The following is a 14,272-nucleotide window of genomic DNA, read 5'->3' on the forward strand; positions in this document are numbered from 1 at the left end:
AGGTCGCAGGTCACCGTCCCGACCGCCGAGTCCCATTGGCCGGGACGCCCGGTCCCGCGCCGGCACGGGACCATGGTCTCCTGCAATGGCCGTACTAGGGAAGGAGCGGGGATGAGCAACGAGGTCCTGGACGCGGTGCGCGGACTGCTGCCCGGCATCGCCGAGCGGGCCCGGTCCGTGGACGAGAAGGGACGCATCCCCGCGGAGACGATCCGGGAGCTGACCGCCGCCGGGGTGTTCCGGATGCTCCAGCCCACCCGGTACGGCGGCGCCGAGGACGACCCCGTCGCCTTCTACGAGGTGATCCGCGCGGTCTCCGGCGCCTGCGGCTCGACCGGCTGGGTCGCCGCGGTCCTCGGCGTCCACTCCTGGCACCTCGGCCTGTTCGCCGACGAGGCGCAGCGCGAGGTGTGGGGCGCGGGCCCGGACACCCTCATCGCCTCCTCCTACGCCCCGATCGGCCGCCTCACCCCCGTCGACGGCGGCTACGAGGTGACGGGGCGCTGGTCGTTCTCGTCCGGCTGCGAGTTCGCCTCCTGGGCGCTGCTCGGCGCGCTCGTCGTCGGCGCCGAGGGCCGCCCGGTCGACTTCATGACCGTCCTCGTGCCCCGGCGCGACTACGAGATCGCCGAGGTCTGGGACTCGATGGGCCTGCGCGGCACCGCCAGCGACGACATCGTCGTGGAGAAGGCGTTCGTCCCGGCCCACCGCGCGATGCGCAACTTCGAGCAGGCCCAGCTCCGCAATCCCGGCCGCAAGGTCAACACGGGCCCGCTCTACCGCATGCCCTTCGGAACGATCTTCACCAGCACCGTCGCCGCCAGCGTGATCGGCATGGCGGCCGGCTGCCACGACCTCTACGTGACCCGCATGCGCGACCGGATCCGCCTCAGCCTCGGCGGCGGCCGCTTCGTCGAGGACCAGTTCGCCCAGGTCGCCGTCGCCCGTGCCGCCTCCGAGATCGACGCCGCGGTCCTGCAGACCGACCGCAACGTCCGCGAGATCCACGAGTACGCCGTCCGCAACGAGAAGATCCCGATGGAGCTGCGCCTGCGCGCCCGCCGCGACCAGGTGCGCGGCACCGAACGCGCCATCGAGGCCATCGACATCCTCTTCAAGACGGCCGGCGGCAACTCCCTGCACCGCGGCAACGTCATCGAACGCGCCTGGCGCGACGCCCACGCCGGCAGCGTCCACGTCGCCAACGACGTCGAGCACGCCCTGTCCATGTACGGCCGGGGCGAGTTCGGTCTCAAGGTGGAGGACAACCTCGTCTGACCACCGGACCGGCTCGTCCGGCTCGATGGGTGACACGTCGACGAAGGACACCGGACGGAGAGGTGGCGGCCGCCCCCCGAACTGGTCGGGGAGCGGCCGCTTTATGCGGGTGCCAGCCCACTACTCAGTGGGCTGACCTTGTTGGTTCAGCTCTGCACGACGGTTCCGCAGCTGTAGCAGACCCACATGGATCCGCCCTGGTCGCCCGGCTTCTGCATCTGGGCACCGCACTTGGGGCAGTTCATGGAAACCAACTCCCTTTGCTTTCCGCCGAGGTCCGAGACCTCGACGTGTTGTTTGGTGGCCGTCGGGAAGGCTTCCCTCCCAACGTTCGGCAGCAATTACTCCTGCCGACGGACAGGAACTGTACGCCATTTCGAGCGCTTGACAACTCAATGTGTTCTACGGCACATAAGTAGTTGATCATTAAATAATGATGGCGATCAGTGATCACTCGATCACATATTTGTCGTGGGCCGTAAATGCGCAGTCAGGGCCGGGGGGCGCCGCCGTCCGGTGCTACAGCCCCTGCACGCAGGGCGATGAGGGCGACACCGCGGGTGTCATGATCTGCGCCACAAGATCATCGTCCTGCCGCGAATCCGGCCCGTCGGTCGTCCGCGGGCCGGTACTCTGCCGCCAGGCGGCCAGTGGCGAATGGGGATTCGCCGTGTCGAAGGCCGCCGCACGGGGATGGCAGGGATGGTGGCGAAGTGGTTCGAATGTGAGTGCCGACTGAAGTAGTGCTTCCTGCGGCGCACGGAGCCCGGCCTTTACCGCGTACCTTCGCGTACGTCGGTTTCTTCGGAGTGCCCGACAAACGATCGGGCCCGGGGGCGGTCTCGGGGTGCGCGGTAAACAAAGGCGTGGCCTTCACGCCATTTCGGCATGCCTTTGTACGAGTGCTGGGGGCGGTCGCATAATGAATGGCGCATGCCCTGGCCGCGCCTGAACGCGGTCGGCGTCGGAGGCGGGGCCCCGTAAACGTCCGGCCCGGCTCTCGGTGAGAGCCGGGCCGTTCGCGGCGGCTCCGGGCAAGGAGCGCGTGATGGCGTGGGGTCAGGAATCGGCGCGCGCCATGTGGTGGTGGCAAAGGCGCTTGAGTGCGTGCTCGAAGGCGCGGGCGTGGGCGGCCTCGTCGCCGGCGATCTCGGTGAAGAGGCGCGCGGCCTTGTAGGCGTGCTCGGCCCGGGCGGTGCGGGCGAAGCTCGGGTACATCTGCGTGGCCTCGTAGGTCTCACCGGCGATGCTCTTGCGCAGGTTCTCCTTGGTGCGGTGGACGAAGCCGGCGAGGTCGGCCTCTCCGGCGAAGTGCTCGGTCAGCTCGACCGCGGCGGTGCGCTCGAACAGCCGGGCCAGCTTCGGGCTGCGGGCCTTGGCGTGCTCGCCGTAGAGCGTGTACTTGGCGTTCGCGAACGCCTCGCCGTGCATCGCGGTCTCCAGGTTGCGGAGCGTCCTCGCCGAGTGCACCTTGGGCTTGCCCGCGACGACCTTGACGGGGTCGGGGGTGGGCCCCTCGGGGATCTCTCCGCGGTGGTGCTCGATGGCGTACAGCGCCTTCGCGAAGTAGCGGGCGTGCGTCAGCTCGTCCGCCGCGATCTCGGTGAAGAGGCGGGCGGCGTTGTCGTCCTTGTCCTCCCGCGCCTCCCTGGCGAACCGCGGGTACATCCGCGTGCCCTCCTCGATCTCGCCCTTGATGCTCTCGCGCAGGTTGGACGCGTCGTCGCGGACGAAGTGGATGAGCTGCGCCTCCTTGGTGAAGTGGTCGTGGAGCTCGGTGTCCGCGGTCTTCATGAACAGGGCGCGCACCTTGGGCAGATGCTCGTACCCGGCCTGCTCGCCGTAGAAGTGGTAGCTCGCGTGCGCCAAGGCCTCACCGTGCATCGCGGTGAGGGTGTTCTCGTAGGTCTTGTGGTGCACTACCGCCGGGGTGGCGGCCTGGGCGGGGAGCGCGGTCCCGACCACCATCGCCGCTCCGGCGAGGGCGGCGCAGGTCCGGGTGAGCCCTGACGTGGTCATTTCTTCCCTTTCGGATGCTCGGTCGCTTTATGTAGCTGATCAGTTACTACATGTAGCGATCGTGGGTCGTCGGCACCACCCGAAAGGGGCACGGAAAGGGTCAAATCGATACCACGGGTGTGGTCCCGTCCACCCGCGGACGGGACCACACGGGCCGGGTCAGCAGCTCGCGGCCGGGGTCTCGCCTCGGCGGACGGCCTGGGCGAACGCCAGCGCCGTCTCGAAGGACGCGCCGATGCCGCCCCGGTGGTCGGCGCCCTCGAACGTCCGGTACGCGATGGTTCCGTAGCGCTTGCACAGGTCGTTGACGATGTTCTGCGTCGCGGCGGGGGAGACCTCGCGGTCGGCGGTGCCCTGGGCGACCAGCGTCGGGACCTGCAGGGTCAGCCCGAGCGCCTCCTGCGAGTCGTAGTAGGCCTCGAACCGCGTCAGGTCGGCGTCCGGGCGGAACACCTTGTCCAGTGGCAGGTCCTTGCTGAGCTGCTTGAGCTGGAGAAGGCACGCGTTCGTCCGGCCCGCCCTGGCGACGGCGGCGGCGTCGTCGGTCAGCAGGTCCTCCGGGACGAACGCCGGGTCGGCCGCCTGCGCGCCGTTGAGCAGCACGAACAGGAATGGCAGCGCCACCTCGGCGCCCGGGTACCGTGCCTTCACGTACTGCGCGGTCTGGCTCATGTTCGAGCCGGGCGCGATCGCCACGGCGCCCCTGAGGCGGATGTCGCGGGGCTTCTGCTTCGCCGCCGCCGTGTAGAGCGTCGCCTGGCCGCCCTGGCTGTGGCCGGCGACGAACCAGTCGCGCCCGATGCGGGGGTCCGTCCTGCGGGCGGCCCGGACGATGTCGGTGACGGTGTTGGCCTCGCTGGCCCCGTTCATGTACGGGTGCCCGCCGGGCGTGCCGAGTCCCTCGTAGTCGGTCTGGACGACCGCGAAGCCGTTCGCGACCCACTTGTCCAGGTACGCCTCGGTGAGCGACAGGTAGTCGCGCACCGGGCCGCCCGGGGCGTCCGCGGACGGAGCGCAGGCGTCGGCGGTCCCGGTGGTGCCGTGCGCCCAGCTCAGCACCGGCCAGCCGCCGGGCGGCGGGGTGCCCTTCGGGACGGCGACGGTGCCCGTGACCGTGATCCGCTTCCCGCCCACGCCCTCGGAGGCGTAGGTGACGAACCGGTTCTTCGCCGCGCTCGGCAGCGCCGCCAGGTTCGTCAGCGGCCGGCTTTCGAGCAGCTTCCCGCGCTGCGCCGGGGCGGCCTGCGCGGGGGCCGCGCCGATCCCGGCCAGCACGGCGCATGCGGCCGCCGCGACGGCGACCCTTCCCGTCGATCTCACGTGTGGTTCCTCCTGATGTCCTGGACGGCGCGGTAGGCGAAGGCCATGGCCGACCCGATCGGCACGCCGGGCCCCGGGTAGACGGGGCCCGTGAACGAGGCGCTGGTGTTGCCGGCGGCGTAGAGCCCGGGGACGGGACGGCCCGAGCCGTCCAGGACGCGGGCGTCGGCGTCGGTGCGCAGCCCGCCCTTCGTCCCGAGGTCGCTCAGGACGACCCGCGCGGCGAGGTAGGGCGGCCGGTCGACGGGCACGACGCACGGCCCGCCGCCGGAGAAGTACAGGTCGTAGGGGTCCTCGCCGCGGTGGAAGTCCTCGTCCGCGCCCTTGGCGGCGAAGCCGTTGAACCGCTCGACCGTGGCGGCCAGCGCATCCGCGGGGAGCCCGATCATCCCGGCCAGCTCCGGCAGGGTGCCCGCCTGGACCCAGGCGCCCGAGGCGAGCTGCTCGTCCGCCCGCAGCGGCGGGACGGAGATCGCGGGCAGGCCGCCCGCCCGCGCGTCCCAGATCAGATGGAACGGTCCCTCCGCGGCGGCCATCCGGCGTCCCATCCGGTCGTAGGGGAGGGACTCGTTGGCGAACCGGCGGCCCGAGCCGTCCACGATCAGCCCGCCGCGGAACCCGAGGGTGAACGCGGGCCGTCCGTCGGGGGCGAGCAGGCCGGGGCAGAACCACGCCTGGTCCAGCAGTCCGGTGGACGTGCCGATCCGGACGGCGGCCTCGATCGCGTCGCCGGTGTTCGCGCCGCCGGGGGCCATCGTCAGGCCGGCGCCGCCCGGCACGCCGCGCTCGGCCCGCAGCGCGGCGGACGACTCGAAACCGCCCGCCGCCAGCAGGACGCCGCGCCGGGCCCGCAGCCGCACCGGGCCGTCCGCGGTCATCGCCGCGACCCCGGTCACCCGGCCGTCCTCGACGACCAGGTCGGTCAGCGCGGTCCGCGTGCGGATCTCCCCGGACCCGGTCGCGGTGACCGCCAGCAGCAGCCGGCCGATCAGCGCCCGCCCCTGCGCCAGCGGCTTGGACGCCGAGTGCCCCCGGCCCGCCCGGTCCCGGTCGACCGGCGGGCGGACGAGCGCGGCGAGCTCCCCGAGCCGCTCGGCCGGAAGTTCGACCGGGACGAACGACCGCCCCATGTCCAGGCGCCCGGGCGCGTCGAAGTAGTCGGGGAACGCCTGGAAACGGAATTCGATCGCCGGGTCCCTCTCCAGGAACTCCACCAGCTCAGGGGCTGTCTCCAGGAACGCCTCGCGGCGCTCGGCCTCGGTGTCGCCGAGCAGCGCCCGCAGGTAGGTCCGCGCTCCCTCGGTCGAGTCGCCGAGCCCGGCGCGCTCCTGGACCCGCGTCCCCGGCAGCCAGATCGCCGCACCGGAGTACGCGGACGTCCCGCCGAGCAGGCCCGTCTTCTCCAGGACGGCGGTCCGCAGGCCGCCCGAGGCGGCGGCGAGCGCGCCCGCCATCGCCCCGGCCCCGGAGCCGGCGACCACCACGTCGTACTCGTCGTCCCAGCCGGCTCGTCCCATGTGGCATGCCCTCCGACCTCGGGTTCTCAGCGCGGGCACACCGTAGGGCGCGGTCCGGGCGGGGAGGGGCGGCCCGTCCCACTGACCGGTACGGACGTTCGCGGGGACGGTCCGGAGCCCGGATATTGTTCCCTGGCAGGACGGGAAGGATCGCAGGACGGAAAGGACCGGGGGAGGACCGTGGCGAGGATCGCAGCGGGCAGGCTGTCCGCCGAGCCGAGCTCGCCGGAGCAGCACGACCGGCGCGAGCGCATCCTGCGCGCCGCGTCGCGCATCGGCGCCGAGAAGTCCCTCGAACGCGTCCAGATGCACGAGGTCGCGAAGGCCGCCGGGGTCGCGATCGGCACCCTGTACCGGTACTTCCCGTCCAAGGTCCACCTGTTCACCGCGGTCATGGCCAAGCAGGTCGACCGGCTCCGCGACCAGGTCACCGAGCCCGCGCCCGGCACGAGCCCCGAGGACGCGGTCGCCGACCTGCTGGTGCAGGCCAGCCGGCACCTCATGGCGCAGCCGGTCCTGTCGACGTCGATGCTGCACGCGTCCAACACCGCCCACGTCGCGACCGTCGCCGACACCGTCCACATCGACAGCACGTTCCGGGAGATCCTGCTGCGGGCGGTGGGGATCGAGGTGCCGACCGCGCAGGACGTCACCCTCGTCCGGCTGCTGATGCAGTGCTGGTACGGCGTCCTCCAGTCGAGCCTGAACGGCCGCGCGTCGATGGCCGACGTCGAGAGCGACATCCGCCTCGCCTGCCGGCTGCTGCTCGCGCCCCGCTCGAACGCTCCGGGAAGCGGCGCCGCGCGCCCCGCGCCGAACGCCTCCCAGTGATCGGGACGGCCCCGGCGGACGTCCCGCGGCCGGGCTAGCGTGCCGCCATGAATCGCTTTGACGGCGTGAAAGTGCTGCTCACCGGGGCGGCGTCGGGCATCGGACGGGCCACCGCGATCCGCCTGGCCGCCGAGGGCGCCGCGGTGTACGCCGTGGACCTCTCGGAGGAGGGCCTCGCCGGGACGGCGGCCGCGGCGGGCGGTCCCGGCACCGTCGCCACCCGGGTGGCGGACGTCACCGACGAGGCCGCCGTGATCGCGACCGTGGCGGACGCGGCGGCGGCGCTCGGCGGCATCGACGTGCTCGTCAACGTCGCGGGCGTCCACAAGACCACCCCGATCGAGACCCTCACGGTGGACGACCTCCACCGGATGTTCTCCGTCAACCTCGTCGGCACCGCCCTGTTCTGCCGCGAGGCGCTCAGGCACCTCCCCGACCGCACCGGCGTGATCGTCAACACCGCCTCGCTGTCGGCGACGCAGGGCAACCCGTTCATGACGGCGTACTCGGCGTCCAAGGGCGCCGTGCTGGCGTTCTCGCTGAGCCTCGCCGCCGAGCTGGCCGCCCGCCGCATCCGCGTCGTGCCGATCTCCCCGGGGGCCGTCGACACCCCGCTGACCCGGGCGCCGGGCATGTTCCCGGACGGCCTGGACCTCACCTACTTCTCCAAGATCCGCTCCTACTACGGCGCGGCCGAGCCCGAGCACATCGCGGCCGCGATCGCGTTCGCCGCCTCGTCCGACGCCGCCTACTTCACCGGCGCCGACCTCCGCGTGGACGGCGGCGCCCACACCTGAGAGGGACCACCATGGCACGCACCATCGCCGTCAGCGGGACGGCGTCCGGCATCGGGAAGACGCTCGCCGGGCTGCTGCGCGAGCAGGGGGACACGGTCGTCGGGGTCGACCTGCGCGACGCCGACGTGTGCGCCGACCTCGGCGGCGCCGAGGGACGGTCGCGGGCGGTCGCCGAGGTGCTGGACCTGTGCGGCGGCACCCTGGACGCCGTCGTCGCCTGCGCCGGCGTCTCCGACTTCACCGAGCTGCCCGTCAAGGTCAACTACTTCGGCGTCGTCGCGCTGATGGAGGGCCTGCGCCCCGCGCTGGCCAGGGCGGAGGCCCCGCGCGCGGCCGTCGTCGGGTCGATCGCCGGCACGCACCCGGTGGACGAGGAGACCGTGCGGGCCTGCCTGGCCGGGGACGAGCCCGCCGCGCTGGAGGCGGCGGCGAAGGTCGTCGCGGCCGGCGCGGGCAACCGGACGTACCCGTCGTCGAAGGCGGCGCTGGCGCGGTGGATGCGCCGCGCGAGCGTCACCCCCGAGTGGGCCGGCGAGGGAATCCCCCTCAACGCGATCGCGCCGGGCGTGGTCAGGACGCCGATGAGCGCGCCGCTGTTCGAGGACGAGGCGATGCTCAAGGTGATGAACGAGGCCGTCCCCATGCCGCTGAACGGCTACGCCGGTCCCGAGGTGATCGCCGAGGCCCTGCGCTGGCTGGTGTCGCCCGCCAACACCCACATGACCGGCCAGGTCATCTACGTGGACGGCGGCGCCGAGGCGACCCTGCGCGGCCCGGACGTCTTCTGAACGGCCGCCGGCCCGCCCCGCGCGTCGCGCGGGGCGGGCCGGCGTCGCGCCTCAGTGCCTGCTGGTGCCGGTGTCGTCGAGCGCGGCGACGCTGTAGGCGGCGTAGGTCCGGTGCGGCTCGCGCCCCTCGAAGTACGGGGTGATCTGCTCGCCGAGCTCCTCGACGGAGAAGACGCCGTCCGCGGCGGTGAACTTGTGCTCCACGGTCGGCGCGGCCATCAGCGCGACCATGTCGCCGTACACCACGAACACCTGCCCGCTGATCTTCTCCGCCGCCGGGGACGCGAGGTAGCCGACGAACGTCCCGACCCGCTCGGGCGCCATGGAGTCCAGCCCGCCGGGGGAGGTGCCCTCGGCGAACGTCGCCTCGGTCATCGCCGTCCGGGCGCGAGGGCAGATCGCGTTGGCGCGCACCCCGTACCGGCCGAGGCCCGCCGCCGTCGACAGCGTCAGCGCGACGATGCCGGCCTTCGCCGCCGAGTAGTTCGGCTGGCCCGCCGACCCGAACAGGAACGCCTCCGACGCGGTGTTGACCACCCGCCCGTAGACCGGGCCGCCCGCGGCCTTGCTGGCGGCCCGCCAGTGCACGGCGGCGGCCCGCGACACCGCCGCGTGCCCCTTCAGGTGGACGCGGACGACGTCGTCCCAGTCCGACTCCGACAGGTTGAACAGCATCTTGTCGCGCAGCACGCCCGCGTTGTTGACCAGGACGTCCAGCGAGCCGAACGTGTCGACGGCGGCCGACACCAGCGTGTCGCCCATCGACCAGTCGCCGACGTCCCCCGTCACCGCGACGGCCTGGCCGCCCGCCTGCTCGATCTCGGCGACGACCTCCTCGGCGGCCGGTCCCATGTCGTTGACGACGACGTTGGCGCCCCGCGCGGCCAGGGCGAGGGCCTCGCAGCGGCCCAGCCCCGCGCCCGCGCCGGTGACGACGGCGGTGCGGCCCGCCAGGGAGAGGTCGGCGTTCATCTGAGCCTCCGGGTCGGTGTGGGGAACGTCCGCCGGGAGGCTAGTACGTATTCCAGTTCCGCCACCGGAGACGTCCCGCTGAGCGGGCCCGCGGCGGCCGTTCGACCGGCGCGGACCGCTGAGTGGGACAGCCGTTGCCCGCGAATGAGAATGAATTCTAGTCTCGCGCCATGACGCTGAACCTGGCGACCCTCTTCGAGGCGGTGGCCGCGGCCGTGCCCGGCCGTCCCGCCCTCGTCTGCGGCGACCGCAGGGCGACCTTCGCCGAACTGGACCGGCGGGCGGACGCGGTGGCGCACCGGCTGCGCGCGGCGGGCGTCGCCCCCGGAGAGCACGTCGGCGTCCACATGCCGAACAGCGCCGAGTACGTCGAGACGCTGCTCGGCTGCCTGAAGGCCCGCGCCGTCCCGGTCAACGTCAACTACCGGTACACCGACCGCGAACTGCGGCACATCTACACCGACGCCGAGCTGGCGGGCCTGGTCGTGGACGCGGAGTTCGCCCCCGCCGCCGCCCGGGTGGCCGGCGACTGCCCCGCGCTCCGCCACGTGGCGGTGTCCGCCACGGCCGAGGACCTGCGCACCCACTGCCGCGCGCACCTGGCGGGCTACAAGATCCCGGCCGTCGTCGCCTTCACCCCCGTCGTCCGCTCCCCGAGCGGCAAGGCCGACTACCGCTGGGCCAGACGCGTCCTCACCGGCGAGCCCACGGCCTGACCTGCCGCCCGATGAACGCCGCCGCGTGTTCGGGGCGGCGTACCGATCCGCTTGTTCGTAGTGAAGGAGTGTCCGTCATGCCCGAGGCCGTCATCGTCGATGCCGTCCGAACCCCGGTCGGCAAGCGGTACGGGGCCCTGTCGGGGCTCCACCCGGCGCAGTTGCTCGGGGCGGTGCAGCGCGGGCTGCTCGAACGCGCCGGCGTCGACGCCGCGACCGTGGGGCAGGTCGTCGGCGGCTGCGTGACGCAGGCGGGCGAGCAGTCCAACAACGTCACCCGCAACGCCTGGCTGTACGCGGGCCTGCCGTACCAGACGGCATGCACGACGATCGACTGCGCGTGCGGGTCGTCCCAGCAGGCCGTGCACCTCGTGGCGGGGCTGATCGCGTCCGGGGCGGTGCACACCGGGATCGGCTGCGGCGTCGAGGCGATGAGCCGGGTCTTCCTCGGCCAGGCGCTCACGCCGGAGACCGGCAGCCCGGCGCCGGACGGCTGGGAGCTGGACATGCCCGACCAGTTCACCGCGGCCGAGCGCATCGCGAAGAAGCGCGGCATCACCCGGGAGGACGCGGACGCGTTCGGGCTGGCGTCGCAGGTCAAGGCGAACGCGGCGTGGGCGCGGGACCGCTTCGCGGGCCAGATCCTGGAGATCGAGGCGCCGGTCATGACCAGGGAGGGCCCCACGGGGGAGACCGCCGTCGTGACCCGCGACCAGGGTCTGCGCGACACGACCGCCGAGGCGCTCGCCGGGCTGAAGCCGGTCCTCCCGGACGGCGTCCACACCGCGGGCAACTCGTCGCAGATCAGCGACGGCGCCGCCGCGGTGCTGCTGATGGCGGCGGACCGGGCCGCCGAGCTGGGGCTGCGCCCCCGCGCCCGGATCGTCGCGTCCGGGATGGTGGGCTCCGACCCGTACTACCACCTGGACGGGCCGATCGAGGCGACGCGGCACGTGCTGGACCGGGCCCGGATGACGCTGTCCGACATCGACCTCGTGGAGATCAACGAGGCGTTCGCGTCGGTCGTGCTGTCGTGGGCCTCTGTGCACGGCGCGGACATGGACCGCGTCAACGTCAACGGCGGCGCCATCGCCCTCGGCCACGCGGTCGGCTCCACCGGCGCCCGCCTCATCACCCAGGCCGTGAACGAGCTGGAGCGGTCCGACAGGTCGACCGCCCTCGTCACGATGTGCGCGGGCGGCGCGCACTCCACGGCCACCATCATCGAACGGATCTGAGGAGCACATGACCATCGGGCTGACCGAGGAGCACCGCGACCTCCGCGACGCCGTGCGCGCGTTCACCTCCCGGCAGGTGACCCCCGCGGCCGTCCGCGCCGCCGTGGACGCCGAGCGGGAGAAGGCTCCCGCGTTCTGGGACGACCTCTCCGCGCAGGGCCTGCTCGGCCTGCACCTCCCCGAGGACGCGGGCGGCGCGGGCTACGGGATGGTCGAACTGGCCGTCGTCCTGGAGGAGCTCGGACGGGCCGTCACCCCCGGCCCCTTCCTACCGACGGTGCTCGCGAGCGCCGTGCTGCACCGCGCGGGACATGCCGAGCACCTGCCGTCCCTCGCCGACGGGAGCGCGGTCGGCGCCGTGGGGCTCGACGCGGGAAGCCTGGCGATCTCCCGCTCGGGCGGCGAGACCACGGTGACCGGCACGTCAGGGCCCGTCCTGGGCGCCCCCCTGGCTGATCTTCTCGTCCTCCCGGCGAAGGACGGCGACGTGACGGCCTGGATCCTGCTGCCCCGGGACGCCGTGAGGGTGGACGAGCTGCCCAGCCACGACCTGACCCGGCGGCTGGGCAGGGTCGGACCGGAGAACCGGACCGTCCCCGAGGGGTCGGTCCTGGAGATCGGCTCGCAGGCCGTGCGGGATCTCGCGGCGGCGCTGTTCGCCGCCGAGGCGTCCGGCCTGGCGGACCGCGCGACGACCACCGCCGCCGAGTACGCCAAGGTCCGCGAGCAGTTCGGCCGTCCCATCGGGCAGTTCCAGGGGGTCAAGCACCGCTGCGCGCGGATGCTCGCGCACGCCGAACAGGCCCGCGCCTGCGCCTGGGACGCCGCCCGCGCCCACGACGAGGGGCGCGGGCGGGAGGCGTCGCTGGCGGCGGCGGTCGCCGGGGCCACCAGCGTCCAGGCCGCGTTCCAGACGGCGAAGGACTGCGTGCAGACCCTCGGCGGCATCGGCTTCACCTGGGAGCACGACGCGAGCCTCTACCTGCGCCGCGCCCAGACCCTCCGCGTCCTGCTCGGCTCCGCCGCGTCTTGGCGCCGCCGCGTCGCCCGCCTCACCCTCGACGGCGTCCGCCGCGAACTCCGCGTCGAGCTTCCCCCGGAGGCCGAGCGGATCCGCGCCGAGGTCCGCGCCGAGCTGGAGCCCGCGAAGGCCCTGGACGGCAAGGAGCGCCTCGCCTACCTCGCCGCCCGCGGCTACACCTCGCCCCACCTGCCCCGGCCCTGGGGCAAGGGCGCCGACGCCGTGTCCCAGCTCGTCATCGCCGAGGAGATGCGCGCCGCCGGCCTGCGCGCCCACGACATGATCATCGGCAACTGGGTGGTGCCGACGCTGATCGCGCACGGTTCGGCCGCCCAGCACGAGCGCTTCCTGCCGGCCTCGCTGCACGGCGACATCCGCTGGTGCCAGCTGTTCTCCGAGCCCGGGGCCGGCTCCGACCTCGCCGCCCTCGGCACCCGCGCGGAGAAGGTCGAGGGCGGCTGGAAGATCACCGGGCAGAAGGTGTGGACGTCCATGGCCCGCGAGGCCGACTGGGGCATCCTGCTCGCGCGCACCGACCCGTCCGTCCCGAAGCACAAGGGCCTGTCGTACTTCCTGCTCGACATGAGGTCGCCCGGCATCGACATCCGGCCGCTGCGCGAGCTGACCGGCGACACCCTGTTCAACGAGGTGTTCCTGGACGGCGTCTTCATCCCCGACGACCTCCTCGTCGCCGCGCCGGGCGACGGCTGGAAGCTCGCCCGCACGACCCTCGCCAACGAACGCGTCTCGCTCTCGAACGACTCGTCCCTCGGCAGCGGAGGCGAGGCCCTCCTCAAACTGGCGACGGACGCGGACGACGAGCGCCTGACCACGCTCGGCGGCATCCTCTGCGACGCGCAGTCGAGCAGCCTGTTCGGCCTGCGTACGACGCTGCGCTCGCTCGCGGGCGGCCAGCCCGGCGCCGAGTCGAGCATCGGCAAGCTGATCGGCGTCGAGCACATCCAGCAGGTGTGGGAGACGGCCGTGGAGTGGATCGGCCCCGAAGCCCTCTCCGGTGAGGGAGAGGGCGGGATGGGTGACCCGACCTGGATGTTCCTGAACTCCCGCAACATGTCGATCGCCGGTGGCACCACCGACGTCCAGCTGAACATCATCGGCGAGCGCCTGCTCGGCCTTCCGCGCGACCCGCAGGCGGCGTCGTGACCCTCGACCTCCAGGCCGAGCACCAGGCGACCGGCGTGGACGCGGCGGCCGCTGCGGCCCGCCGCGTCGTCGACGCGCTGGTCCGCTCCGGCGACCTCTCGGGCGCCGACATGTCCGACGTGGCCGACCGCCTGAACGCCGTGGCCGACGACCTGGAGGCGGCGGCCCCGCCGCTGCGCGACCGCCTGGTCGACATGTGGCGCGGCGACGGCAACACCCGCCACGACCCGGTCACCGGCCCCGAGAACCCGATCGCCCCGCCGCTCGCATACACCGCCGCGGACTCCCGCACCATCGAGGCCGCCACGACCTTGGGCCTGCCCTACCAGGGCCCGCCGGCCAGCGTCCACGGCGGGATCTCCGCCCTCCTCCTCGACCACACCCTCGGCGTGGCGAACGGATGGGCGGGCAAGTCGGGCATGACGGCGGAACTCACCCTCCGCTACCACCGCCTGACCCCCCTCTTCGAGCCCCTGACGATCAGCGCCCGCCAGGTCTCCGTGGACGGCCGCAAGATCCGCACGGTGGGAGCGATCCAGGCCGGGGGCGAGGACTGCGTGACCGCCGAGGGCCTCTTCATCGCCAAGTACCCGCCCCGCCCCCGCTGACCG

At 73.1% G+C, this 14,272-nt stretch carries 13 protein-coding genes; 8 read left to right on the top strand and 5 right to left on the bottom strand.

The genetic code is table 11. The features are described from left to right. The first annotated feature begins 111 nt into the window (after positions 1-111). Positions 112-1,278, top strand: a complete 1,167-nt coding sequence (gene hsaA / locus ABD944_RS21915) for a 3-hydroxy-9,10-secoandrosta-1,3,5(10)-triene-9,17-dione monooxygenase oxygenase subunit (RefSeq protein ID WP_345179275.1) — start codon at positions 112-114, stop codon at positions 1,276-1,278. A gap of 146 nt (positions 1,279-1,424) precedes the next feature. Here the strand turns inward: hsaA and ABD944_RS42625 are convergent, their stop codons facing one another. The 4 genes from ABD944_RS42625 to ABD944_RS21930 form a co-directional block, all read right to left on the bottom strand. After that, entirely contained in the window at positions 1,425-1,523 is a 99-nt protein-coding gene (locus tag ABD944_RS42625; RefSeq protein ID WP_486303766.1) for a TFIIB-type zinc ribbon-containing protein, read from the bottom strand. A gap of 814 nt (positions 1,524-2,337) precedes the next feature. Beyond that, complete coding sequence (locus ABD944_RS21920; protein ID WP_345179278.1) at positions 2,338-3,297, bottom strand: ferritin family protein; 960 nt, start codon at positions 3,295-3,297, stop codon at positions 2,338-2,340. A gap of 159 nt (positions 3,298-3,456) precedes the next feature. Continuing rightward, the gene (locus ABD944_RS21925) at positions 3,457-4,617 is read right to left on the bottom strand and encodes an alpha/beta hydrolase family protein (protein ID WP_345179279.1); all 1,161 of its coding nucleotides are present in this window, start codon (positions 4,615-4,617) and stop codon (positions 3,457-3,459) included. Continuing rightward, positions 4,614-6,134 carry an FAD-dependent oxidoreductase gene (locus tag ABD944_RS21930; RefSeq protein ID WP_345179281.1) on the bottom strand — a complete coding sequence of 507 codons (1,521 nt, stop codon included), beginning with the start codon at positions 6,132-6,134 and terminating at the stop codon, positions 4,614-4,616. The genes ABD944_RS21925 and ABD944_RS21930 overlap by 4 nt, the downstream gene beginning before the upstream one ends. Before the next feature lie 180 nt (positions 6,135-6,314). On the opposite strand from ABD944_RS21930, the gene ABD944_RS21935 reads away from it, so the two are divergent. Genes ABD944_RS21935 through ABD944_RS21945 form a run of 3 tightly spaced genes read left to right on the top strand, consistent with a single transcriptional unit; the run spans position 6,315 to position 8,550 of the window. Next, positions 6,315-6,965: a TetR/AcrR family transcriptional regulator gene (locus tag ABD944_RS21935; protein ID WP_345179282.1), complete on the top strand. Its 651-nt coding sequence runs from the start codon at positions 6,315-6,317 to the stop codon at positions 6,963-6,965. Positions 6,966-7,012: 47 nt separating this feature from the next. Continuing rightward, positions 7,013-7,762: an SDR family NAD(P)-dependent oxidoreductase gene (locus ABD944_RS21940; protein ID WP_345179284.1), complete on the top strand. Its 750-nt coding sequence runs from the start codon at positions 7,013-7,015 to the stop codon at positions 7,760-7,762. Positions 7,763-7,773: 11 nt separating this feature from the next. Continuing rightward, positions 7,774-8,550 (top strand): SDR family oxidoreductase, encoded by a 777-nt coding sequence (locus tag ABD944_RS21945; protein ID WP_345179286.1) that lies wholly within the window; start codon positions 7,774-7,776, stop codon positions 8,548-8,550. 51 nt (positions 8,551-8,601) lie between these two features. On the opposite strand, the gene ABD944_RS21950 is transcribed toward ABD944_RS21945, so the two are convergent. Next, positions 8,602-9,522: a 3-oxoacyl-ACP reductase gene (locus ABD944_RS21950; RefSeq protein WP_345179288.1), complete on the bottom strand. Its 921-nt coding sequence runs from the start codon at positions 9,520-9,522 to the stop codon at positions 8,602-8,604. A gap of 170 nt (positions 9,523-9,692) precedes the next feature. Between ABD944_RS21950 and ABD944_RS21955 the strand changes: the two genes are divergently transcribed. The 4 genes from ABD944_RS21955 (at position 9,693) to ABD944_RS21970 (ending at position 14,269) form a co-directional block, all read left to right on the top strand. Continuing rightward, positions 9,693-10,238 (top strand): AMP-binding protein, encoded by a 546-nt coding sequence (locus ABD944_RS21955; protein WP_345179289.1) that lies wholly within the window; start codon positions 9,693-9,695, stop codon positions 10,236-10,238. A gap of 77 nt (positions 10,239-10,315) precedes the next feature. Next, positions 10,316-11,476: a steroid 3-ketoacyl-CoA thiolase gene (locus ABD944_RS21960; protein ID WP_345179291.1), complete on the top strand. Its 1,161-nt coding sequence runs from the start codon at positions 10,316-10,318 to the stop codon at positions 11,474-11,476. Between the two features lie 7 nt (positions 11,477-11,483). Next, entirely contained in the window at positions 11,484-13,661 is a 2,178-nt protein-coding gene (locus ABD944_RS21965) for an acyl-CoA dehydrogenase family protein (RefSeq protein ID WP_345179292.1), read from the top strand. After that, the gene (locus ABD944_RS21970) at positions 13,658-14,269 is read left to right on the top strand and encodes a PaaI family thioesterase (RefSeq protein ID WP_345179295.1); all 612 of its coding nucleotides are present in this window, start codon (positions 13,658-13,660) and stop codon (positions 14,267-14,269) included. Before ABD944_RS21965 ends, ABD944_RS21970 begins: the two co-directional genes overlap by 4 nt. Positions 14,270-14,272: the final 3 nt, after the last annotated feature.

Origin of the sequence: Actinomadura verrucosospora (assembly GCF_039540335.1) — a bacterium.
Taxonomy (GTDB): domain Bacteria; phylum Actinomycetota; class Actinomycetes; order Streptosporangiales; family Streptosporangiaceae; genus Spirillospora; species Spirillospora verrucosospora.